This window comes from Ruminococcus flavefaciens AE3010 (assembly GCF_000526795.1).
Classification (GTDB): Bacteria; Bacillota; Clostridia; order Oscillospirales; family Ruminococcaceae; genus Ruminococcus; species Ruminococcus flavefaciens_D.
Window position 1 is genome coordinate 1,027,088 of the sequence record NZ_JAGT01000001.1, and the last position, 23,783, is coordinate 1,050,870.

The following is a 23,783-nucleotide window of genomic DNA, read 5'->3' on the forward strand; positions in this document are numbered from 1 at the left end:
CTTATCTCCAGACCATTCCCGAAAGCAAAATACAAAGGCAGCCGCTCTGCACCGACTGCCTTTGAAAGAAATATTCTGATTTGGAGAAATCTAAATCAGGTTCAGGATTTAGAAGAATAGCTCTCAGGAAGTGACTTGATAAGACCTAAGAGGTACTTCTGGATAGTATTGGCGTCATTTGCTGTAACACCGTCGCCTGCATCATAAACGTCTGCATTGGCTCTGCCCTGATCTGAAAGCTTATATTTATCGGGATTAGCCAGTGACTGCATTATAGCTACTGCATCGCTCATGTCGATACCGCCGTCGCCATTAGCGTCACCCCACTTGGAAACCTTTCCATTGAGTTCTGCCTTGAGATCCTGTGCGCTGCCCTGATCATCGGCTGTTATTACAGGAGTTGTTGTAGGCTTAGCAGTTGTAGTAGTTGTTGCCTTTGTAGTAGTTGTTGTTGTTGTAGTGGTCGTTGTAGTAGTAGTTACTGCTCCAACAGGTGTAGGAGGTGTGATCTTATCAGCAAGAGCTAAGATATTGTTATAGAATGACTTTGGCTGATAGTTGCTGAAAGGAAGCGGCGAACCGCCGTTCTGATTAGCTCTCCAGCTTCTCTCATCTGTTGTACCCCAGAGAGTTACAGTTGAGATGTTAGCTGCGTTCTTCATAGCAACCTCGAAGATCTGCGGATAGAGAGTTCCATTGGAACCTGTGCTGTTTGTGATATCAAGCTCTGTTATCTGAACGTCGAGACCAAGAGATGCAAACTTCTTGAGAGCAGTTTCAAACTCACTTGCTGAAGGATATTTTGAATCAAGGTGAGCCTGCATACCGATACCATCGATATAGTCGCCCTCCTTCATGATCGTCTTTGCCATATTTACAAGGTCATTTGTCTTAGCGCTCATGTACTCGTTATAATCATTGAGGTAAAGCTTGCAATCCTCAGGAGCATACTGTCTTGCATACTTGAATGCATTTACAACGAACTCTGAATTGCCTTCGCCGTAAACTCTTACCCAGTTGGAGTTGCTGGCAGGTCTCATTCCGCCGCCGTCGTTTACAAAGAGCTCGTTACATACGTCGTAGGAATGAACCTGAAGATTCGGGAACTGGCTCTTGAGCTGTGAGAAAGTATTCTTGATCATGCTCTCAAGACGCTTGTTCATGCGATCCTTGGAAACGAATCCGCCGCCGTCCTGGAAGAGAGACTGAGGTGTCTGGCTGTACCATACGAAGGTATGTCCACGAACACCGATGCCGTTCTGCTCTGCGAATTTAAGGATACTGCTTGCCGAGCTAAGGCTTATATTGACTTCATCACCGTTTACGCCCTTAACGATAGAATCAGGCTTCATTTCATTTTCACATGTAATGGAATTGTAGTTTTTCTTGATAAACTGCTGAGCGTTCGAGTTACCGATCTCCATTCCGCTTACAGAAGTACCAAGACGGAAGTAAGGACCCATAACATCCTTGAAGCCACTGCCGCCCGATTCATACTTGTAGTTAAGGTTCTGGTGAGCTGCTACGCCTTCAGTGCTGCCTGCGCCTGAATATGTAGTCTGATTACCGCTGTTACCGCCGCCTGCATTGCCGCCGTTGTCACCCTGCTGTCCGCCGAACTGGCTCATATCGAAGCCGCCCTGCTGACCGCCAAACTGGCTCATATCAAAGCCGCCCTGCTGACCGCCGCCGAACTGACTCCAGTCGAAGCCGCCCTGCTGTCCGCCGCCGAATTGACTCATATCAAAGCCGCCCTGCTGACCGCCGCCAAACTGACTCATATCGAAGCCGCCCTGCTGGCCGCCGCCGAACTGACTCCAGTCGAAGCCGCCCTGCTGGCCGCCGCCGAATTGACTCATATCAAAGCCGCCCTGCTGACCACCGCCGAATTGACTCATATCAAAGCCGCCCTGCTGGCCGCCGCCGAATTGACTCATATCAAAGCCGCCCTTCTGTCCGCCGCCGAATTGACTCATATCAAAGCCGCCCTGCTGGCCTCCACCGAACTGACTCCAATCAAAGTTGTTCATGTCAAAGCCGCCTTGCTGGCCGCCGTTGTCACCAACATTAGTGTTGGTATTTACGGTATTACCCGTTTCAGGACTTGGAGAACCGTCAAAGGAAATGCTCTTTACATTAGCAGAACCGTTTGATCTGTAACCCTCGATGTTAAGGGATACCTCATAGAGTGTACCGCTCATGTCGAGACCAGCCTGTGACCATGCGTCAAAGTGCTTGGATACGCTGATAGTGCCCTTCATGTAGTTGGTCTGGTTATTAGCTGAGCCACTCTGCTGACGAATGCTCCAGTACTGCGGGAAGGTTGCTGTACCGTCGAGAGACGGCTGATTATAACGCATTGTCTTTGCGATGTCGTAGGTGTGACCGTCGAGAGTTACTGTACCCTTTCTCTCAGCTCCGTCTCCGGGTGGACGCCAGTCGCCCCAACCTTCAACGATGTAGTACTCCATGAGCGGATTTCTCGTCCAACCGTAAACGCACATGTACGAGTTTCCTCTTGGTGTGTATTCAACGTCGTATGTGAGAGTGATGTCTCCGAAAGCTTTGTAATTCTTTTTCTGGCTGTCGTAGTTCTTACCCATACGTGCAAGGAAGTTCTCAATGTTGCTCCATGAGCAGGAGAATGAACCTGCTCCAGGATTCATTGAAACCTGTCCCTGACCGTTCTGATTCCACATCTCGTAGTCGTAGCCGCCTATGTTGCCTCTTGTCTGCTGGTCAGCAGCGTTTACTACTACAGTTGCAGGCATACTTGCTGCGATCATCATTGCAGATATTGTACCGCTGGCTACTCTTTTAAAGTTTCTCAAATTCAAAAAATCACTCCTCGTTATAAAATATGTGTTGTTATTTTTCTCTTTTTCTTTTAGGCTAATGCTTTTTCTTTCTACCCTCCTTTAGTTGATGTGGGATAAAGAATCCCCGAATTCCCGTTTCAAACTATTGATTTTACTCATAATATACATTATTTGTATAGATTTGTAAATATTATACAGTAAAAAGAGCAATTTTTGTCCACAACAGAGCAAAAAACGACTAGTCATTTATTTGAGAAAATTCTTTTTTCAACTGGCCCACTTATCTCCAGTCCTTCCTGAAGCATATAGAGATTTCTATCTTACAGTTTTCATTTATACATTCCTAATTTTAATAATCACCAGGTATCATTTGAGTCATTGTGATATTTATCTCTGCTGAGCCTATTTATCTTTAACATTTAAACAAAAAGTCACAAAATATTAATGAACCTGCCCCAGAAATATGATACAATAATTCTAGAAAAATAAGGAAGGAATAATCATGAATAGAAAAGATACTAATTCTAATTACAAGCTTGAACTCGACCGTAATCTCTACCGTTCTATCAAGAAAATGGACAGAGCGTCTATGGAAGGACTTCTCAATGACGTTTTTGAAAACGGCCGAAAGAAAGGCAATGAAGAAGGTGGCTCCAATATTGATAATAGCGCTATCGATCTTCACGAACTTGAGAAAGACATAAAAGCAATAAAAGGCGTAGGCGAGAAACGTGCTGAGGAGATTATGAACCTTGTTGTGAAACACCTTGGTATTTCAGATTTATAACACTAAAGATAAGAAAAGCTCTGTGTTAAGAGTGTCAAACCTTTCTTAATCACAGAGTCTTGTTTTTTACGACTATGCCGTTTAGTATGTTATTTTTCTTATAAGGCAATAACTACTTTCTTCTCAAGCAACTTCATTCAGTCTTAGAATTATCCCCCGCTACACCTAAGTCATTATATTACACTATTATTATAACTCATTTCATTGAAATAGAAAAAGAAACAGGAAGAGGGAATTGTGTATGCTGACATTTGAAAAAATGCATCTTGAACAGCGTGAAGAATGCATATCACTGGCTGTACGAGCACAAAAGGACTATGTTTATCTAACGAATTATATTTTCGATGATCAGCGACGGCGCAAATTTTTAGAATGTGCTCTGAAAATTGAATTTCATGTCAATGAAGGAAACGCAGTTTTTCTGACAGCTAATAATGACCGCTCTTTGGCAGCAGTGGCAATGCTATGCCCACCGGGAGTTCGTCGCCCCTCTGATATAACTTATCTCAAAGCAGGATTCTGGAAAGCTTTTCTATACGGTGGATTCCACAATGTATGTTCATGGACTGCGATGAACGATAAAGCATGCGCCCCTTGTCATGAACAATCTGAAAAGGCTTGGTATCTGAGTATGCTTACTGTAGATCCAGCAAATCAAGGGAACGGAATCGGCAGCAGATTCATACAAGAATGCATTATTCCTACTGTAAAATCCAGAGGCGGAGATAAACTCTGCCTATTTACCAACTCAGAAATCAACCGAAAATTCTACATCAAAAATGGTTTTCATGAATTTGATGCAAGAGAGTTCACTTATAAAGGGAAAAAACTTGGCAGCTGGAGTTATTGTATTGATATAAAATAATGTTATATATCATCGCTGGTGCTTGCCAATATAGGCGAAATGCGCAGGCTAATGCTTATTAGCTCTATTGTAAACGCCAAACATTTTTTTAATATAAGCAATTACTTTTATTCTAAGAACAGGGGGACTAAAAACATATGGTTTTATTTGTAAACGCCTGTGTCCGTGCTGATCATTCCAGAACACTAAGACTAGCTGATGTATTGCTCAGACAATTAAATGAGCCTTTCACCGAGCTTGTTCTGTCTGATATTGCTTTTCAGCCTGTGGATTATTCATATATACAGACACGTGACTTATTGCTGTCAGAAGGCAATTATATACATCCTATGTTTGAGCTTGCCAGACAGTTCGCAGCAGCAGATACAATCGTGATCGCTGCTCCCTTCTGGGATCTGTCGTTTCCTGCAATGCTGAAGCAGTATTTTGAACAGATAAATGCAATCGGTATCACTTTTAAGTATTCTGCAGAAGGCTATCCAGTCGGCCTATGCAAAGCAAAGAAACTGTATTATGTAACAACTGCCGGAGGTATGTTCTTCCCCGAAGAATACGGATTCGGATACATTCGTGCACTGGCAGAAAACTTCTATGGTATAAAAGACTGTATTATGTTCAAGGCTTTAGGTCTTGATATCGAAGGTGCTGACGAAGAGCAGATACTACTCGAATGTGAAAAGCAAATTCGTGAAAGCATTTAAATAAGCAGAAAGGTTTCACAAGCTAAACCGTTACGGCTTTAATCATTAAAGTGCGACCGTATAAGAACCCCCCCGATGGATGTTATTTTTCATCGGGGGGGTCTTATAGGTATATTACTCCGCTCCGTAACCAAATATTACTGCAAATACCGTTCTGATAACGCATAGAATGTCTATATAGATTGAAAAATGTTTGATATAGTAATACTCCAATTCCAATCTTTGACGATAATCGATATTTGACCTTCCGTTACATGCCCACCAACCTGTTATTCCTGGTTTTACTCTCTGATAAAGCTTAAGTCCGTTGTGCGCCTCAAGTTCACCTTCAATCAGTGGTCGAGGCCCTACAAGGCTCATATCCCCTTTTATCAGATTTATAGCTTGTGGCAGTTCATCAATAGATGTTTTTCTGAGGAAGGCTCCTACTTTAGTTATTCGCGGATCATTTGTGAGTTTCTGGTTCAGTTCCCATTCGGTTCGATATTTTTCATCTTTAAGTAACTCCGCAAGCTTTTTATCAGCGTTAGGAACCATCGTTCTGAACTTTAGTATCTTAATGTTTTTCCCGTTTTTACCGACTCTTTTTTGCGTATAAAAAATATCTGCCTTGTCTCCTGAAAGCAGATAACTGATCTTTATAAAAAAGATAATTGGTATAAGAAGCACAAGAACTATGAGACCGAACAAAATGTCCAGCATTCGTTTAATTACAAGATACATGAGCTGACTAAGACTGAATGTGAAAGCTCCAACACTCAATGTCTTATAAATGCCAACATTGCTTACAAACTGGTCTTCTGTCTGCATTCCGACCGTTGATTCAACACTTATATGAACACCCACGGCATTTTCTATAAGCTTACGATAATCTTCCGTTTTAATCGATGAAGGAGGAACTGCAAGCAATACATCGGTTATATTATTCTTTATAATATGGTCAGCAAAATCAGAATTGGTAATCGGAATCTCCCTGTATTCAGTTAATTCAGTATTATCAGTCAGATACATACCTCTAACTTCAAAAGAGTCAGAAGCTTCAGAATTGATATTGGCAAGAATCGCATCTATATTGTTTTTTTCGGCTATGACAAATAAAGTACTCGGTTTTTTGGGTTTGATTTTGATTTTTCCGGATACTATGAGTTTTTTCCACATATACTTCATGTTAAGTGAAAACATAAAATAAAAAACATATGTTAGAATAAATACTGTTCTTGAATAATCTTCTCCGCGTTTAAAGATGTACAGGATCATAGCTACTGAGATTGAATTATATATGGTCAACCGAAATGCCTGGATTATTTCCATATAGTATCTCCGCTTAAATATTTTGCCATATGAATTCATAACAAAAGTAAATAATACATCTGCAGCAGTTATCAAAAATACGAGACGTGTCCAAACTACATTAGACCAAATTTCACTTTTTACGAACCAAAAGCCATGAAATTTGATCAGAAAAGCTACAGTAAACGAAATAAGCAAAGCAAACAAATCAACTATCAAAAAATCAATATGTCTGAGCCATGGATACTTACTTTGTGTGTGCATTTATACACCACCTATCTTTATTAAAAATGCGTTATTATTAATAACCACATATATTCCCATAATATATAATAACCAAAATATTAAATAATACAAATAATATTTTATCACAAAATGCGCAAAATGTCAACTGTAAATGCTAATATAACGATTGGTTATGACAAATGAATCAGGAGCTCTCGATTATACGTCTTGCAAAATCAGCAACAAATTCAATTCTCAATTTCTATATATCATTTTATCTATGGAACAAGTTCATCAAATCCCTGCAATACACTATCCCATAAATGATGAGTCCTTACATATCTCTGACCAGCTTCACCAACTTTTCTTGCATATTCTTTATCGGATAACAGTTTATTAACAGCCTTTATCATTTCTTTATAATTATCAACAACAACTATTTCATATCCATTCTCTGCTGAAATTCCCTCAGCTCCAATACTATTCGTTACAACAGGCAATCCCATCGCCATTGCTTCAAGTATCTTTGTTTTAATTCCGCTTCCATATGATATAGGCGATAGGAACACTGAACATTGCTTTACGTAAAGACGAATATCCTCTACCATGCCTGTAAATTCAACATTATTACTTTGTAAAGACTCTATTAATTCTTTTGGTGCTTTTCCTACAGCTAACAGTTTTACTTCTGAAGGTAGCCCAGGAAGAATATTATTTATAATTATTTTTAATGAATCGATATTCGGTGTATACCCAAAATTACCAACAAAAGCAATATAATTATTATTCTTGTCTACTTGTATTTCTTCAGAAAAATAATCATAATCTACTCCAAGGGTTACTGTGACACATTTAAAAAAACCAAGCCTTTTATTCAATTCCTTTGTTTCGTTCTCCGATACAAATATAACATGGTCATACTGTTTAGAATAGGAAGCCTCTGCAGAATCCAATCGTTTAATCTCAGACTTTAACACTATTTTTTTTACTTTAGGAACAACATACTTATTTACGAATCCAGGTAAAAACTTACTGAATTGTCCCAAAAAATTCTCACCGGAATTATCATTTTTAAGAGTTCGGCGATACCTTTTTGATAACAAGTCATCCATATCCAGGATTTTAACGCAATCTTCATTACTAAACGCCTTGATATACGGAGCAGTCCTGATCATATCCGTTATTATTACCCTGAATTTATGCTTTTTATAGTATTCTTTTATTCGTTTTTCGTTAGATTTACTCAGCATTAATGAGCATTGTAAGGGCATCGTATCTCCTAAAAATGATTTAAAAAACAAGTTAGTTATAATTTCAGTCTTTTTTAATTTTTTAGCAAATTTTATTTCTTTAATAAAGTTCGGTTTGTTCTTAATACATTCTTCTTTATCTTGATCGGCTTCCAAAAAAGAATACAAATATATGTCATAGCCGTATTTTTCATGAAGCCCTTTGCAATAATAATAAAGAGAAACCTTTCTTCCACTGTTTGCCGGCCAAAAGATCCTTGTAGTGATAAATAATAATTTCTTCATAAATCATTCCCCTATCTTCATAATCAGCGGTTAATTGAAGCTATGTATTGGAACTGTTTTGTATAGATGGTAACGCGCTTCGAAATATATTGAATGAACTAAGAGTGTTTAACAACCTGTTACCCCAAAACTAACCGTTTTATTCCCTCATCAAAATCTATTTCCGGTTTCCACCCCGTATCATGATTAAGTAAAGTAATATCGGCACATAGATTCATAACTTCTGTGCCTTTATAAGGAATATCACCTATTCCAAGTTCAGCATAAGGATTCACGATATCCCTTATCGCATATATAAATTCCTTGAGTTGCCTTGGCTGCCCACTTCCGAGACAGTATACCTTCTGACCTACTGACTTTTCTCCTATAAGGTAAAATGCTCTTGCCGCGTCGTCACAATGCAGATATTCCCATCTTTGAAGTGCAGGTGTGAATGACATTCGTTCGCCTGCCTTCATTTTCTGAACAGCGTTGCTGATCATTGAAGTGTTTTTGTCATACAATCCAAAAACACTGAAAATTCTTACCCAGAAACATGATATATCTATCTTTCTTGCTTCAGCAAGTGCAAGCTGTCCAGCTGCAAACTTGGCGATGCCATAAGGTATAACCGGCTTAGTGGGACTTTCCTCACTGATTTCAGGAACATCAAGTCTGCCGTATTCAGCCTGTGAACCAGCACCTACGAATTTTACACAGCCAAGAGTCTTTGCGGCTGCTAGAGCATTCAATGTGTAAATAATGTTGTTTGCCTGCCCAACTGTACTTTTTTCGCGTGTCGCACCTGTTCCGTCCCATGCAATATGAAAAAAAACATCGCACTTATCATTGATAAGGTCAGTAAGCTTGCCGTAGCCGGACACTTCACTCTCAACTATAGTAATTCTCTCGTCATGCGGAAGCCTTGAAATATTTTGGCTATCAGGTCTTACAACAGCATAGATTCTTTTTACATCATTTCTAAGATACTCTCTTATAATAGCTGTGCCAATCATACTTGTAGCACCTGTAACGATTATTGTTTTATTCATCGTTCACATCCTCAGATATACATATTACTTTCGAGTTCTTCCTTTGAAAGGAAAGGAGCCATGTCTTCAAGCGGTGCTGATACCATAGAACCATCTTCGAGGCGTTTGCTTGCTGCCTTTGGTTCAGTGATCTGCTCAGTTGAAAGCATCATTTCGCAGATACACGGAACATTCTGAGCAATTGCCCAGTCTATCGCAAACACCATATCTTCCATTTTCTCACATCTGAGAAAAGCGAATTCGTATGCAGGAGCAAGTTTTTCAAGATCAGGGAAACTCAGGTCATGGCTTTCAGGACCAACGCCAACAAGCGGATCGCCAAAATAATTATGCTGTGTCATTCTGATAGAATGATAGCCTTGATTATTCATGAGAAATACTGTGATTGGCATTTTATTCTGGACAATTGTCTGAAGTTCCTGAATATTCATCTGAAAACTGCCGTCGCCTGTTACAAGGTATGTTTTCTTATTGTTATTTGCAACACACACCCCTATTGCAGCAGGCAAACAGTATCCCATTGCAGCGATAGAAGGATTTGTAATGAAGCGCATTCCTTCTGTAATAAAGCTTGCCTGACTTCCTGCCACTCTCGATGTTCCGACACTTACTACTAGTTTATCATCCGAACCAAGTTTTCTCGTGAAAGCATCGTAAAACGCATATATATTAGGTTTAATGTCATTTCTGTGCTTGTCAAGCACGACAGGATATTTCTCACGCCAAACAGCACACTGTTTTGTCCATACAGACTTTTCTTCAAGCGATTCAGGAAGAGCCTCGATAAGAGCCTCAATAAGGCTCTTCACATCGTAGCATACCTTCATATCAGCATTGATGCTGTCTTTTTCAAGTTCCTGATCATCAATGTCATTTATAATCTTATAAGCGGCTCTCGCCCATGTTTTGTAATTGAAACCCGTCTGGAAAAAACTCAGTCTGCTTCCAAGAGAAAGCAAAAGATCAGAATTCTGAACAGCAAAATTACCTGCACGGTCACCCGTACCGCCAGAACGTCCGACGTATAGTCTGTGCGCGGAACCAATAGCGTCAATACTGCTCATGCCAGTCACTACAGGAATATTCAGCTTTTCAACCAACTTCAAGAATTCTTCGTGTGCACCTGCTAGACGGACGCCGTTTCCTACGAATAGAACAGGTCTTTCAGCAGACTTTATCCTTCTAATAATCTCTGAGACTGTATCTGCTGAAATCATATCAGCATTATCATCAGGAGTATATCCTTGCAGCTCGTCAGTTTCAATAATTGCTCCCTGAACATCCATAGGAATATCCAGCCAGCACGGACCAGGTCTGCCTGTAGTCGCAATATGATATGCTTTCTCAAGAACATATCGAATGTCGGAAGCATTCTTGACCAGTTCACAGTATTTTGTCATGTTCTGCACACTGCCGATAATGTCAAATTCTTGAACACCGCGTGTTCTAAGTTTCAACCCAGAAGCATAAACCGTTGTAGCATAACGCGCTTGTCCTGAGAATACCAGCATTGGAATAGAATCCATCCATCCACCCGCAACGCCAGTAATAGCATTTGTTGCTCCAGGACCAGTAGTAACGCAAACAGCCGCGATTCGATTATCGATTCGCGCATATGCCTCTGCAGCCATTGATGAAGCCTGTTCATTATGATTATAAGTACAATGAAGATGCGGATGATGACCAAAGGAATCATTTAAATACATTGCTCCTCCGCCAGTAACTGTAAACACATCTCTGATATCATGACTAACAAGAAAGTCAGCAATATAATCTGATACCCTTTGCTTCATAATCCATATTCCTTCTTTCAGTTATTTACAGCTTCAATAATAGTTTTTGCCATATAGTCTATCATCTCATCAGTCATACCAGGATACACACCAACCCAAAATGTATTGTTCATAACAAAATCAGTGGTAGTGAGATCACCTGCAACACGATATGCTTCAGTACCGCGAATCTGATTGAAGCAAGGATGCTTGATGAGGTTTCCGCTGAAAAGCAGACGAGTCTGAACATTATGTTCTTCAATATAGCGAGTAACCTTGTTTCTGTCAAGACCGCTGTCTGGGCGAACAGAAATCAGGAAACCGAACCAAGAAGGCTCACTGTTTTCAGCAGGCTCCGGCAAAATCAGCTTACCAGCTACGGGCTCAAGCGCCTTATGGAGTCTATCCCAATTGTGTCTTCTTCTTTCAATGAAACTTGGGAACTTCTTTAACTGCTCACAGCCAATAGCTGCCTGCATATCAGTTACTTTCAGATTATAACCAAAGTGGCTGTAAACATATTTATGATCATATCCAACAGGAAGCTCACCGAACTGACCGTCAAAACGATGTCCGCAGAAGTTATCACGACCAGACGGACAGATACAGTCACGTCCCCAATCACGGAAAGAAAGAATCAAACGATGAAGAAGAGGGTTGTTTGTATATACACATCCACCTTCACCCATTGTCATATGATGAGGCGGATAGAAACTTGATGTGCCAATATCGCCCCATGTACCGCTGAATTTAGTTTCTCCATCAATGGTATACTTTGTACCAAGAGCATCACAGTTATCTTCAACAATCCAAAGATTATGCTTAGCACAGAATGCCTTAACTGCCTTCAGATCAAAAGGATTACCAAGAGTATGAGCAATCATAACTGCTTTTGTCTTAGAGCTTAATGCGCCTTCAAGTTTTTTAACATCAATATTATACTGAGGAACCGTCACATCAACGAAAACAGGAACAGCGCCATAATTCAAAACAGGAGTTACTGTTGTCGGGAATCCACACGCTACAGTGATTACTTCATCACCGGGACGAATCTGTCTGTCTCCAAGTTCCGGAGCAGTCAATGCCATGAATGCAATCAAGTTAGCGGAAGAACCGGAATTAACAAGATGCGCATACTTCACACCGATCCACTGAGCAAACTCTTTCTCAAATTGATCAGAGAAACGACCGGTTGTAAGCCAGAAATCAAGTGTGGCATCAGTCAGTGCCTGCATCTCCTTTTCATCAAATACACGAGATGCATAAGTGATACGATCGCCGTCTTTATAAGGCTCTTTCTTCTCCTTAAAATCATGATAGTAATCAGCCACTAATTTCTTTATCTGTTCTCTTGCTTCTTCTTCATTCTTCCAGTTTGCCATATTATTTTGCCTCCAAAAACTCTTTTATCTGTTTATCCATTACGACACGTACATCTTTACCTGCTACCCATGCTTTGCTCCATTCAACAACTTTTTCTATTGCTGTTTCGATATTCCAGTGTGGTTTCCAGCCGAACACTGTTTTTAGCTTTGAACAGTCGAGTTTTAGAAAATTAGCTTCATGCGGACCATCGTCATGCTGATTTACCCATTTCAATCCAGTCCCCCAATACTTTACAAACAAATCAACTAAAGCACCTGTCTGGAAACAATCATGATCGTTTGGTCCAACATTGTACCATGAAGCATATTTACTGTCTTGATACTGTATAGCCGCAATCATCAGGTAAGCGTACACAGGATCAAGTACATGCTGATATGGACGAGTGGAAAAAGGGTTTCTTACAATGATATCTTGTCCATTGATAGCTGATCTTACGCAGTCAGGAATTATTCTGTCATTAGCAAAATCACCGCCACCAATAACATTACCAGCTCTTGCAGTCGATACAGCTACTTTTCCATCAAGAAATGAGGATTTATAACTGTGTGTAACAAGTTCAGAACATGATTTTGAATTACTGTAGGGATCATATCCGTCAAGTGGTTCGTTTTCACGATATCCCCATTCCCATTCCTTATTTTCATATACTTTATCTGTGGTAACATTAAGAAATGACTTTACACTTGGTGTCTGACGAACTGCTTCACAGATATTTACAGTACCTATAACATTTGTTTCGTATGTTCCTACAGGATCCTTATAGCTGTCACGAACAATAGGCTGGGCAGCCATGTGAATGACAATTTCTGGCTGATATTCGTGAAAAACAGCAAGCAGGTGATGCAAATCTCTCACATCACCCTTGATATGTGTGATTTGGTCTTTAATACCACACAGATCAAAAAGTCTCGTTTCAGTTTTAGAACAACTTGAATATCCAATAACTTCTGCTCCGACATTCACAAGCATAACTGTCATCCAAGAACCTTTGAACCCCGTGTGCCCTGTAAGAAGTACTTTTTTTCCTTTATAAAAACTTAAATCAAACATTATTCTTCCCATCTCTTCCACGGTGCCTGTCCGCCTTCAAGAAGTTTTTCAAGCAATTTCTTCTCACGAATATTATCCATGCACTGCCAAAAGCCTTTGTGCATATATGACATAAGCTGTCCTTCAATTGCAAGTCTCTCAAGTGGATCACGTTCAAACACAGTCTGATCTCCTTCGATGTAATCGAATATTTCTGGATTCAACACCATATAACCTGCATTGATCGGGGCACCATCAGAAATCTTTTTCTCTCTAAACGATTTTACAGCATTATCGCCTCCGATATCGAGAACCCCCTTTGACTGATCCTGCAATACTGCAGTCAGAGTAGCAATCTTTCCATGCGACATATGATACTTTATAAGTTCATTGATATCAACATCACATACTCCGTCACCATATGTCATCAAAAAAGGTTCATTACCGATATATTTCTGGATGCGCTTGATTCGTCCGCCTGTCATGGTATGAAGCCCGGTGTCAACAACTGTAACTTTCCAAGGTTCAGCGCGGCATTCATGAATAATACGTTCCTCTTCTTTATTACGATAATCGAATGTTATATCGCTGCTGTTAAGAAAATACTCAGAAAACCACTCTTTTATAGCCTGCTGTTTATATCCAGCACAAATAATAAACTCATTATGGCCAAAATAACTATACTCTTTCATTATGTGCCATAAAATCGGCATTTCGCATATCTCGACCAACGGCTTCGGTTTAAAAGCAGATTCTTCAGATATTCTTGTACCAAAACCGCCTGCTAACAAAACGACTTTCATTTCTATTCCCTCCTTATAATTTTGAATATAATTGGTTTAATAAAACTAGCAAAAAATTCATTTTTAGTGATAAGCATAACAGCAAAATACCAGATCACACTGACAAATACAGTTACAATTGTAATTATCCAAGTCTTTGAAAATAGTAACTGTGAAGCAATACCAATTAATACTATGCCAACTCCACCGCTAATAGGACCTATAAGCATATTACTAAGCTCGTCGATTTTTATCTTTCGATCAATCAAAATTAAACCACATATCATTCCAAAACACTCAGATACTGCAGTAGTTAAAGCCGCTGCGTTCAATCCAAATTTTGGAATCAAAATCAAGTTAAGTATAATATTAATACAAGCACTTATTACAGATATTCTAAGAGATACATTCTCTCGCCCCGCTGGTATTCTAGTCATGTTTCCAATCCAGCCAGCAATAAATGAACACATCATAGCAACGCCCAGTATTCTTAAAGAAATAGTTGCATCAACATACGCTTCACCAGCAATTAATATGATAAGATGAGGCGCTATTACTTCTAAACCACATACACAAGGAATTCCCAAAACCAAAATATAGTTTAAAGCATATTTTAAAAGTCTATTAATCTCACTATAATTCTTTTGTTGAAAATGCAGAGAAAGTTTTGGCATTACAACCCAGGCAATTGATGCAATTGTTGTATTAATTATTGTATACATCTTAACAGATGTACTATAAAGTCCAACTTCATGGTCGCCCTTGATCAATCCAAGAATAGTTATATCAGAATTCACATAAATTGTTTGCGATAAGATCAATGAAAAGAGCAATAGGATTCGAGGAAGATGTTTTTTCGCATTCATCTTTAATGTAAACCCGGTTTTGCAATACTTTTTTCGATAAAAAATATTTACTACATTAGCACCACTTGAAGCAACAACAGAAATCACGGCATAAATCATATAGTCTTCCGGTTTATGAATAAATATGAACATTAAAAGCAGCGCAGCAATTTGCATACAAATCGTTCTAACAGCAATAAACTTGAAATCCTCCATCGCCGTGTTTAACCAATCAGCTCCAAGAGTGGTAAACAATACTGATGTGCTCTGAATAATAATTAACAATCGGTAATTCTCAAGCGGTCTCGCAAAAATCAAAACGATTGCTAAGGCAACATAAGCTACTAACGATGATATTATATTAATTGATAATATTTGACTTGAAATTTTACTTAATTCATTTTTGTCATATTTCACTTTTGAACATTCACGTATTGCATATGTATTTACTCCCAAAGAAGCTACAAGAGTAACATAGCTCACTATCGAATTTCCAAAGTTAATCTTACCTACATTGTCGGTCAATAAAACTCTTGAAATATAAGGGAATGTTATTAGTGGATAAATAATACCGAAAACTGTTTTAAGTGTATTAAAAATAGTATTTTTCTTAATATTACTTACATTTTCCATTATATTTTTATCATCTCCCAGCAATCTTTTTTATTAGACTTTTAGCCTTGTATTTGCATTTCTGTATTTTATAATGTTTTTCAAACTGACTCCAATATGATTTGTTAATATATTGATTCCTAATTAATTCTATTAAATTCTCGCTTTCTGAATATTTAAAATCAGAGTTATGTAATTCCCATTTAATCATCCAATCGCAAAAAAAGTTAAACAATAAGTCCTTTTCAACAACTTCATAATCGGTAACATCAATTTCGCCTTTGCTTACATATGGCTTTAAGAAAAATAAAAAATTTTTATAGAAGATATTATATAACCCATAGCTAAGGTTTTTGTGAGGTACACTTTGAATAATACCATATTCATAATTAATAATAACAGACTGCTTCTTTTTACTCGCAAGTTCATATACTTTTCTAACCTGCCATAATTTTTCATTACAGCCATATGTATCATCATGTAAATCAATACAATCATTTTCCCAAATTGAAAACGCACCAATCCAAGTAACCCAATGTGATGCAGATAAGACAAATTCTCTGAATGACAAAACTTCATCCGAAACGTCTTGCAACTCACCATTAGGAAATAATAGGACCGGCTTACTATCTATATATTTTTCAACAAACTCACATAATTTACCTAACGAATCTTTTTTTAAAAGAAGCGTATCATTATTTAGTTTTCTTAGTATTCCATTCCCCAAAGATAAAACCAGTGGAAAATTTTCATTACCAATATTTTTTTCATTTCTATGATATATGATTGCTGGATATTTTTCCTTTAAAGATAAAATGGTATCCTTTGTTTTATCGGTTGACGCATTGTCTGATATAACAATTTCAACTTTACCATTCTTAAATTCAGGTTGATCGACAATTGACAAAATCGTTGCTTTTAATTGTTCACAACGATTTAAAGTTGGTATACAAATGCTAATAATTGGATTAGTCATAATTAACCACCTAAATACATAAAAAGTTGTTCTTCATTTCTTTGGAAACCATTCAAATATTCTTTTTATTTCTTCAATATTCTTTTTTTCAAGTGAAAGATATAAATCTTCAACATGTTCCTTTATTAGTGCTTCGTCAAGAGACTTATAATCCAAAGTATTCATAAATTTAATGGTTTCAGCATCAAATCTATATTTTATAATTTTTGCAGGAACTCCTCCGACAATTGCATATGGAGGAACATCTTTAGTTACTACAGCACCAGCTGCAATTACAGCTCCTTGACCGATATGCACACCAGAAAGAACAGTAGCACCAAAACCTATCCAAACATCATCTTCAATTAATATATTACCTTTACTCGTTGCCTCAGCTTTTTCGCCAAGGATTTTAACCTTAAAAGGATATGTTGAAATAGTATCCATTCTATGCTCCACATCAAGTAAAAAATTCACTTCTTGAGCAATAGAACAGTATTCACCAATAATAATTTTAGAATTATTGTTGAAAGTAGTTATTCGCAAGTCACCATATGACTTTGTTCCATTGATTATACATTCTTTTGGAAACAATATTTTAGGCTTCAAGCCTGATTTTTTATATTTAAAACGCATTTTCAACAACAATAACAAAACAGACTGTTTAATATTCATTCTTACTATTACCTCTTTTTTAATGAAACCAAAAACAACGACAAAACAAATCAGCTGAAATGATAAAGACTTAAAGAACACCATAACCAATACTAATACGAGAAAAAATATCAATTAATCTAATTACTTCTTTTTATAATTATTAGAAATAAGAAAATCTTGTTTTCCGTACGTAGAATATATTTGCATCGCGCGTAAAAATTCAGTATATTTTTTTATTCCTAATATTTTCTTTATACATTTAAAAAACAAGTATATAAATCTTTCTTTATTGTTAACTCCAGCCGTATTCTTCTTTTTTGCATCAGGAATATCTGATAATAGCTTGTTCTTTGACATAATTCCATAAAACATCTTCTTCGAATTAAATGGCTCCTTGATCCTTTTTTTTTCTTTAATTGTTCTGTATAGTCTTCTATTAAGCTTAGATATTAGTTTTCCATTCGAATAAAAATTATATTTATATGGATTGTTAATAAAACTTAAAGAATTATGCTCTTTTAGATTTTTACCATAGCATAGCAGAAGCGGTTCAATATCATGATAAGAATAAATATTACGAAAACTGTGCTCAGTTTCACCTTGTATTAGTTTTTGATAGTTAAATCCACTAAAATGCGCAAAGCATAATTTTACAAGTTCGCCTTCTTTTTGGCGAGGTTTTAAGAAATAATTATTATTCTTTATTATCACCTCATTAGAACAATAATTCCACGGAGCATAATTATAACCACAATTAGAAATAATCTTAAGCTGATTACCTAAAAACACAGGAATATAATCAACCCATTTTTGATCGGTATATATTCCTAAAGTTAAATCGTCATAGCAATAATCAATTAATCTGTTTGCCCACCAATCAATGAACGTCATAGATTTACTGCACGATCTGAAAGCAATAAACCCACAATTAAACACTCCATGATTTAATATATTGGCCTCTTCCAAAACATTATCAGTATTCTCCATTCTTGAAACATGTGGGGTAACAAAAGCAATTGCATCATCATCTAATTCATTTAAATGAGAAAAGCACATAATATCAGGATCAAAGTATATCACTTTTGAATATTTATCCATGTAATTTTTAAACGCAAAAGGTTTAATACTGGTACTATATTCCGTGACATCATACTGAAACTTCATCGATTCAACACGATTTTTGGAAATATACTTTAATAAAATATCATCTGCCAAAATACAATCTACGTCATTCTCTTTTACTTCATCAATAATTACAATCTTAAAATCATAATCTGAATGATAATGTAAAAAAACTATCCTTTAGATTCTTAGCTAAGCCCAAATAGCTCCATGTACATATTGTAAACGCACAATTATTCATAATTATCTTTCTCCTTCTATCCATGCAACAATATTAATCACGCTCTAAATAAAAGAGTAATCGGATAGCCCCCAACATACGTTTTACAGTATGCCTGAAAAATACACTTATCGCAACAATTTAAACAGGCTCTCTCGCCTTTTTGATATTTTCATATTACTTCATTAAATAGCTCCAAATATCTCTCACCTATTTGTTCCCATGTATAATTCTCTTCAAAAATAGCAAACATCTTTTTAAATCGTTCTTTATAATTTCCATTAATAGATTTAACACATGCATCAGCAAATTCTAAAGCATCATCATGTACAGGCACTGATTTCTTATCTTTGTAAATAGTTCCTTGAACTCCAACGCTCGTTGATACAATCGGAAGATCATGCCCGATTGCTTCCAGTAATTTAACTTTTACACCGCCGCCATTTTTTAATGGCAATACAACTAAATCCGCCAAATCATAATATTTTTCAACAGAATCCACCGTCCCCGTGACAATAATGCTGTCACCAGCTAAAGCCTTAACTTCATCTGTTGGTTCTTTCCCAACTATATAAAACTTACATGATGGCTCATTTTTTAATATCTTTGGAAATATCTCCTCATTGAACCAAGTCACTGCTTCAATATTAGGACCATAAGACATTTTCCCTACAAAAATAATATTTTTAGTGATATGTTTTTTTATAGCATCTATTCTATTAATGTCGGCTCCAACCGGAATTAACTCAGCCTGTTCATTTGTACACATGTTTTTTCTGATCATATATTCCATATCATCTGATGATACAAATGTAATTTTAGAAAACCTAATCTTTTGAAAAAGATTCCTCTCATATCTTTTTAATCTATATGAATCGATAAAATAAGCAACCTTCTTCAGTGGATTTTTCTGGCTGTGTGAAATGCTTTTATAAACCTTCCACTCGATGTTGTGCTCGTTTAACACAATAGGACAAGGTACATTAATGTTAAATAGATTAGCGCACATATGTGGAAAGTCAACATTAATTACATCTATTGCATTTTTTTCAAGACACGCATTTATATCTTTCTGCATTTCCGAAATCATTCTTGAACCTACTGTAAATGGATATCTCCATATTTTTTTTAAAGCGGTCAACCTATTCGCTCCTCTGTAATATGGATGTACTTCTTTGCAAAGTTTTCTTAATTCCTTAGCATTTTTCAATTCTTCCTGATCATCATAAGGGTAAAATAGAAAAACGTTTTCAGTTTTCGCAATCTGTTCTAATCTTTTATATACACCGAGTCTTCCACCAGTATTAGCAGGTAATAGCGATTCTAACGTTATCCAAATAATATTCATATTTCCTCCGACAAAGATACAAGAAGTTGTTTCAGAACATACTAAGTTCATTCTTCTTTTATATATTCGCACCCTTGCTTAAACTTCATAATCGTTAATCAAACTGTATGTTCCTTCATTCTCTTTTTGAATTCAATCAAATTAAGGATTTCTCTTTGGTCTGCTTCATCAAGCTCTCCAAAGCTGCGTGCGAACATCTGAGCAGGCAATTCATTAGCTCTGCCGTTCATTAGTTCATCAACAGGGATCCGAAACAGTTCGCTGAACTTTGCAAGCTCATCAACGGACACCTTACGCCTGCCATTCTCGATTTCTACTATTGCAGTACGGTTAATACCTATAGCTTTTGAGACATTTTCCTGCGATAAATGCAATTTTTTCCTAACTTCTCTTAATCTTTCATTTAAATTTTTCATACCTTTCCCTCCTCTCGGTATGTCTACAATTATGTATATTATACACCTTAGAGTTGGATTTGTCAACAAAAATGTTCGATTTTCCAACATTATTTGAGTTGAGTATAAATGTGTTATAAGTCTGCGAATCTGAAATTAGCCTGATAAACAATTTCAATAAAAAAGTCGTAACCACAATAGTTATACGTCAAATCAGAAAGTCATTGACATCTTTTAACGTTACACAGGAATTGTTTCCGGTGGAAGTATATTTATGAGACACACAGTTATCGTTATGAAAAGCTGAGTTTTCTGAGTAGAGTGAGTATGCTATCGAGCTGCGAACTAGACATGCTAACAACGAACTGGAAATTTAAGAATATCGAAAGCTTATACATGGGTAACTAAATTTCTGTTATATACCAACTATCAACAGAAGCGACTGGCGTTATTGAACCGAACCATTTTGTACGTAAAGCACAAAAAAGCCCTGTATATGCCGACACCAAAACCGCAGCTGCACGGACTTAGAACCGCATTATGCCGCACATAGAACCGCACCTTGCCGGAGCATTGACCGCACTTATCCTGAACCTATATAATGTTCATAGCACACAGCAATGTGTGACTTGAATATAGGAGGTTCGGATATGACGAACTATCGAAAAATATTGGAGATGTACTCTAAGGGCTTCAGCCAGAGGAGCATTGAAACAAACGTCCACAGTTCACATCAAACCGTTAAAGCGGCTCTTGACCGTGCGGAGGAACTGAACATTTCTTGGCCACTCGATGACGGTGTGACAAATGAAATGCTGGACGAGTTGTTTTATGGCACACGTAACAAAGGCATTAACAATTATGCTGCTATCGACTACGCCTACATCCACAAAGAGCTTTCCAAGAAAGGTGTTACTCTAACTTTGCTATGGAATGAATACTGTGAGCGTGCATATGCAAACGGTGAAATACCATATATGAGTACTCAGTTCGCTGACAAGTACCGCCGCTGGGCTCGTGTGACAAAGGCGGCTATGCGTGTTACTCATAAGCCGGGAGATGCTATGCAGGTGGACTGGGCTGGTGGAACTATCCCATACTATGACTCTGTAACCGGTGATGAATACAAAGCATGCCCCTGTGCAGGATTGCAGAACATTGGTCTGAATGAATAATGAAGTCTATCCTAAAATTTGTGTAAACCTCTGAAGTAGTGTATAATAGAAGAGACATTACTTCGGAGGTTTTAATTATGAGCAGAAGGCGAAGAAATGAAACAGAAGAACAGCGTGCAAGAAGAGAGCTGATAAGCGATTTTCTTTCGGCAGCAAATATTCAGAGCATGGATGATATTCAGGAATTATTCAAAGAAGCGCTTGCCGGGTTTATGGAAGGAAGCCTTAAATCAGAGCTTGATTCTGAACTCGGATACGAGCCGTATGACGTTAAGAACAAAGAAACCGCTAACAGCCGCAACGGTCACAGCAAGAAAACTTTGCGTACCAGTATGGGTAAGGTGGATATCGAAGTGCCTCGGGACAGAAACGGTGAATTTGCGCCTAAGATACTGCCCAAGAATCAGACAAGCATATCTCAGGATATGGAGAACAAGATCATCTCCATGTACGCAAAAGGTATGTCTACGTCCGATATTGAGGATCATATCCGTGATATTTACGGTCTGGAAATATCCGATACTACCGTCAGTCGTATTACAGACAAGGTTCTCCCTGTAGCAAAAGAATGGCAGCAAAGACCGCTTGAGAGCGTCTATGCAGTCGTATTTCTTGACGCCATCCACTATCACGTCCGCAGCGAGGGACAGATCATCAAGAAGGCTGTATACATAGCCATAGGAGTTAATTTGGACGGCAGGAAGAACGTTCTCGGTATGTGGGTAGGAGAAAATGAAAGCGCTAAGTTCTGGGCAGGCGTACTTAACAGCCTTCGTAACAGAGGAGTAGATGATATTCTCATTGCCTGCACTGATAACCTCACTGGCTTCTCTCAGGCGATAGAGGCAGTATTCCCGAAAACCGATATCCAGAACTGCATCATACATCAACTCAGAAATTCCAGCAAATACGTCTCCTACAAGGATATCAAGGCACTTATGGCTGATCTTAAGAAGGTCTATACTGCCGCAACAGAGGAAGCTGCTCTGGACGCTCTTGACTCCTTTGCTGCTGCCTGGGACAGCAAATATCCCAAGATCTCAAAGTCGTGGTACGAAAACTGGCCTAATCTCAGCACTTACTTCAAGTTCCCACAGGAGCTTAGGAAGCTGATCTATACCACAAATACCATAGAGGGCTTTAATCGTCAACTGAAGAAAGTAACTAAAGCAAAGTCCGTATTTCCAACCGATGACAGCCTTTTCAAGATGCTGTATCTGGCTATGAAGGATATCACGAAAAAGTGGACAGGTCGCCGTCAGGATTGGAGTCGAATTTACGCTCAGCTCGTAATCTACTACGGCGACAGGATACCCGAATAACAATTTCATCTTGACAATCAAATAATCATGTGCTAATATGCAGATAAGACCGACTGCTTTCACAATCGGTCTCATCATATACTCTTTTATTGCACTATTTCTCGTTTACACAGAATTTGGGATTGACTCACTCCTACTGAAGAACTTCCTAAATTAGCAGCATCTTATGGAATGATGTAAATCCACATTTCTTTGAAATATATCGTAGATATTGTCATAATTAATCATAATTATTTCATCTATTATCACAGTGAATTATTCTCTGTCAATGTGCTATAATAAACATATATTAATAACCATGGGAGTGAACTTTATATGAACACACAGAGAGATATTAACCTTACGTTTATTGAATCAAAAGGCTTTGACGTATATACCATCGATGGTTTGTATGAAGCTCTCAAATGGCTAAAATCTGTTGATGCCGATAATCTCTTGTATGGAGCCCCCTCTGGAAACGAATTCGATATCATGGTCGGAGAAATGCGAAGACCTATGCTTATTAGCTCAGTAGAAACTGCAATTAAAGAGCTTAGCAAATAGTACAAAATGAGATCCTCGATGAGCCATTCCATCAGCTCCTTCCGGCTATTTTCACCTCGGAACTATTATACTGCCTTTTCATTTTGGTGTGAAGAGCTATGCATGGTTGGCGCTTACTATAAATTAGCAATCCCCGAGTCGAAGCTCGGGGATGTTTTGCTTATAAGTGTGATGTTTTCAAGCATTTATGATACAAGCACTCATGATGCCCATATTTCCTAAAACGCATATTTACGGATCGAAATGAGCGTTTTCACCTTTTTCATCTCCGCTAAAATTATTAACACTTGTTGTTATAACATCTTCTGTTTCAAAGATTACTATTTCGATTTCAGGCTTTATATATTCTGTCATTTTATTATTTCTC

General features: G+C 37.8%; 21 protein-coding genes. 6 read left to right on the top strand and 15 right to left on the bottom strand.

Annotated features, from left to right (window positions below; all coding sequences use genetic code 11):
- Positions 1 to 101 precede the first annotated feature (101 nt).
- Entirely contained in the window at positions 102 to 2,831 is a 2,730-nt protein-coding gene (locus tag N774_RS18000) for an endo-1,4-beta-xylanase (RefSeq protein WP_155250348.1), read from the bottom strand.
- Between the two features lie 490 nt (positions 2,832 to 3,321).
- Between N774_RS18000 and N774_RS0104410 the strand changes: the two genes are divergently transcribed.
- From N774_RS0104410 to N774_RS0104420, 3 genes are all read left to right on the top strand, one after another.
- Complete coding sequence (locus tag N774_RS0104410) at positions 3,322 to 3,606, top strand: hypothetical protein (RefSeq protein WP_024860074.1); 285 nt, start codon at positions 3,322 to 3,324, stop codon at positions 3,604 to 3,606.
- A 241-nt stretch (positions 3,607 to 3,847) separates the two neighbouring features.
- Positions 3,848 to 4,471, top strand: coding sequence for a GNAT family N-acetyltransferase (locus N774_RS18005; RefSeq protein WP_024860075.1), 624 nt, complete (start codon positions 3,848 to 3,850; stop codon positions 4,469 to 4,471).
- A gap of 137 nt (positions 4,472 to 4,608) precedes the next feature.
- Positions 4,609 to 5,172: an NAD(P)H-dependent oxidoreductase gene (locus N774_RS0104420; RefSeq protein ID WP_024860076.1), complete on the top strand. Its 564-nt coding sequence runs from the start codon at positions 4,609 to 4,611 to the stop codon at positions 5,170 to 5,172.
- 114 nt (positions 5,173 to 5,286) lie between these two features.
- On the opposite strand, the gene N774_RS18010 is transcribed toward N774_RS0104420, so the two are convergent.
- The 13 genes from N774_RS18010 to N774_RS0104485 all read right to left on the bottom strand — a co-directional run bounded on the left by N774_RS18010 (position 5,287) and on the right by N774_RS0104485 (position 20,397).
- A complete protein-coding gene (locus tag N774_RS18010) occupies positions 5,287 to 6,726 on the bottom strand; it encodes an exopolysaccharide biosynthesis polyprenyl glycosylphosphotransferase (protein ID WP_024860077.1) in 1,440 nt (479 codons plus the stop codon).
- A 239-nt stretch (positions 6,727 to 6,965) separates the two neighbouring features.
- Positions 6,966 to 8,222: a glycosyltransferase family 4 protein gene (locus tag N774_RS0104430; RefSeq protein WP_024860078.1), complete on the bottom strand. Its 1,257-nt coding sequence runs from the start codon at positions 8,220 to 8,222 to the stop codon at positions 6,966 to 6,968.
- 119 nt (positions 8,223 to 8,341) lie between these two features.
- Complete coding sequence (locus tag N774_RS0104435) at positions 8,342 to 9,253, bottom strand: NAD-dependent epimerase/dehydratase family protein (RefSeq protein ID WP_024860079.1); 912 nt, start codon at positions 9,251 to 9,253, stop codon at positions 8,342 to 8,344.
- A gap of 11 nt (positions 9,254 to 9,264) precedes the next feature.
- Complete coding sequence (locus N774_RS0104440) at positions 9,265 to 11,046, bottom strand: thiamine pyrophosphate-binding protein (RefSeq protein ID WP_024860080.1); 1,782 nt, start codon at positions 11,044 to 11,046, stop codon at positions 9,265 to 9,267.
- Between the two features lie 17 nt (positions 11,047 to 11,063).
- Entirely contained in the window at positions 11,064 to 12,407 is a 1,344-nt protein-coding gene (rfbH, locus tag N774_RS0104445; protein ID WP_024860081.1) for a lipopolysaccharide biosynthesis protein RfbH, read from the bottom strand.
- A 1-nt stretch (position 12,408) separates the two neighbouring features.
- The gene (gene rfbG / locus N774_RS0104450) at positions 12,409 to 13,461 is read right to left on the bottom strand and encodes a CDP-glucose 4,6-dehydratase (RefSeq protein WP_207640559.1); all 1,053 of its coding nucleotides are present in this window, start codon (positions 13,459 to 13,461) and stop codon (positions 12,409 to 12,411) included.
- Positions 13,461 to 14,243, bottom strand: coding sequence for a glucose-1-phosphate cytidylyltransferase (gene rfbF / locus N774_RS0104455; RefSeq protein ID WP_024860083.1), 783 nt, complete (start codon positions 14,241 to 14,243; stop codon positions 13,461 to 13,463). The genes rfbG and rfbF overlap by 1 nt, the downstream gene beginning before the upstream one ends.
- Positions 14,244 to 14,245: 2 nt before the next feature.
- Positions 14,246 to 15,700 (bottom strand): flippase, encoded by a 1,455-nt coding sequence (locus N774_RS0104460; protein ID WP_024860084.1) that lies wholly within the window; start codon positions 15,698 to 15,700, stop codon positions 14,246 to 14,248.
- Positions 15,701 to 15,710: 10 nt separating this feature from the next.
- Positions 15,711 to 16,655 carry a glycosyltransferase family 2 protein gene (locus N774_RS0104465; protein WP_024860085.1) on the bottom strand — a complete coding sequence of 315 codons (945 nt, stop codon included), beginning with the start codon at positions 16,653 to 16,655 and terminating at the stop codon, positions 15,711 to 15,713.
- 33 nt (positions 16,656 to 16,688) lie between these two features.
- The gene (locus tag N774_RS19920) at positions 16,689 to 17,309 is read right to left on the bottom strand and encodes a CatB-related O-acetyltransferase (RefSeq protein ID WP_024860086.1); all 621 of its coding nucleotides are present in this window, start codon (positions 17,307 to 17,309) and stop codon (positions 16,689 to 16,691) included.
- 123 nt (positions 17,310 to 17,432) lie between these two features.
- Complete coding sequence (locus tag N774_RS0104475) at positions 17,433 to 18,506, bottom strand: hypothetical protein (protein WP_024860087.1); 1,074 nt, start codon at positions 18,504 to 18,506, stop codon at positions 17,433 to 17,435.
- A 299-nt stretch (positions 18,507 to 18,805) separates the two neighbouring features.
- Positions 18,806 to 19,981 (bottom strand): glycosyltransferase, encoded by a 1,176-nt coding sequence (locus tag N774_RS0104480; RefSeq protein ID WP_024860088.1) that lies wholly within the window; start codon positions 19,979 to 19,981, stop codon positions 18,806 to 18,808.
- A 98-nt stretch (positions 19,982 to 20,079) separates the two neighbouring features.
- Complete coding sequence (locus N774_RS0104485; RefSeq protein WP_024860089.1) at positions 20,080 to 20,397, bottom strand: helix-turn-helix domain-containing protein; 318 nt, start codon at positions 20,395 to 20,397, stop codon at positions 20,080 to 20,082.
- A 629-nt stretch (positions 20,398 to 21,026) separates the two neighbouring features.
- On the opposite strand from N774_RS0104485, the gene N774_RS19420 reads away from it, so the two are divergent.
- The 3 genes from N774_RS19420 (at position 21,027) to N774_RS0104500 (ending at position 23,416) form a co-directional block, all read left to right on the top strand.
- A complete protein-coding gene (locus N774_RS19420) occupies positions 21,027 to 21,551 on the top strand; it encodes a transposase (RefSeq protein WP_024860090.1) in 525 nt (174 codons plus the stop codon).
- A gap of 77 nt (positions 21,552 to 21,628) precedes the next feature.
- Entirely contained in the window at positions 21,629 to 22,873 is a 1,245-nt protein-coding gene (locus N774_RS0104495; protein ID WP_024860091.1) for an IS256 family transposase, read from the top strand.
- Between the two features lie 315 nt (positions 22,874 to 23,188).
- Positions 23,189 to 23,416, top strand: a complete 228-nt coding sequence (locus N774_RS0104500; protein ID WP_024860092.1) for a hypothetical protein — start codon at positions 23,189 to 23,191, stop codon at positions 23,414 to 23,416.
- 231 nt (positions 23,417 to 23,647) lie between these two features.
- Here the strand turns inward: N774_RS0104500 and N774_RS19925 are convergent, their stop codons facing one another.
- Positions 23,648 to 23,770 (bottom strand): hypothetical protein, encoded by a 123-nt coding sequence (locus tag N774_RS19925; RefSeq protein WP_278245150.1) that lies wholly within the window; start codon positions 23,768 to 23,770, stop codon positions 23,648 to 23,650.
- Between the last annotated feature and the right edge of the window lie 13 nt (positions 23,771 to 23,783).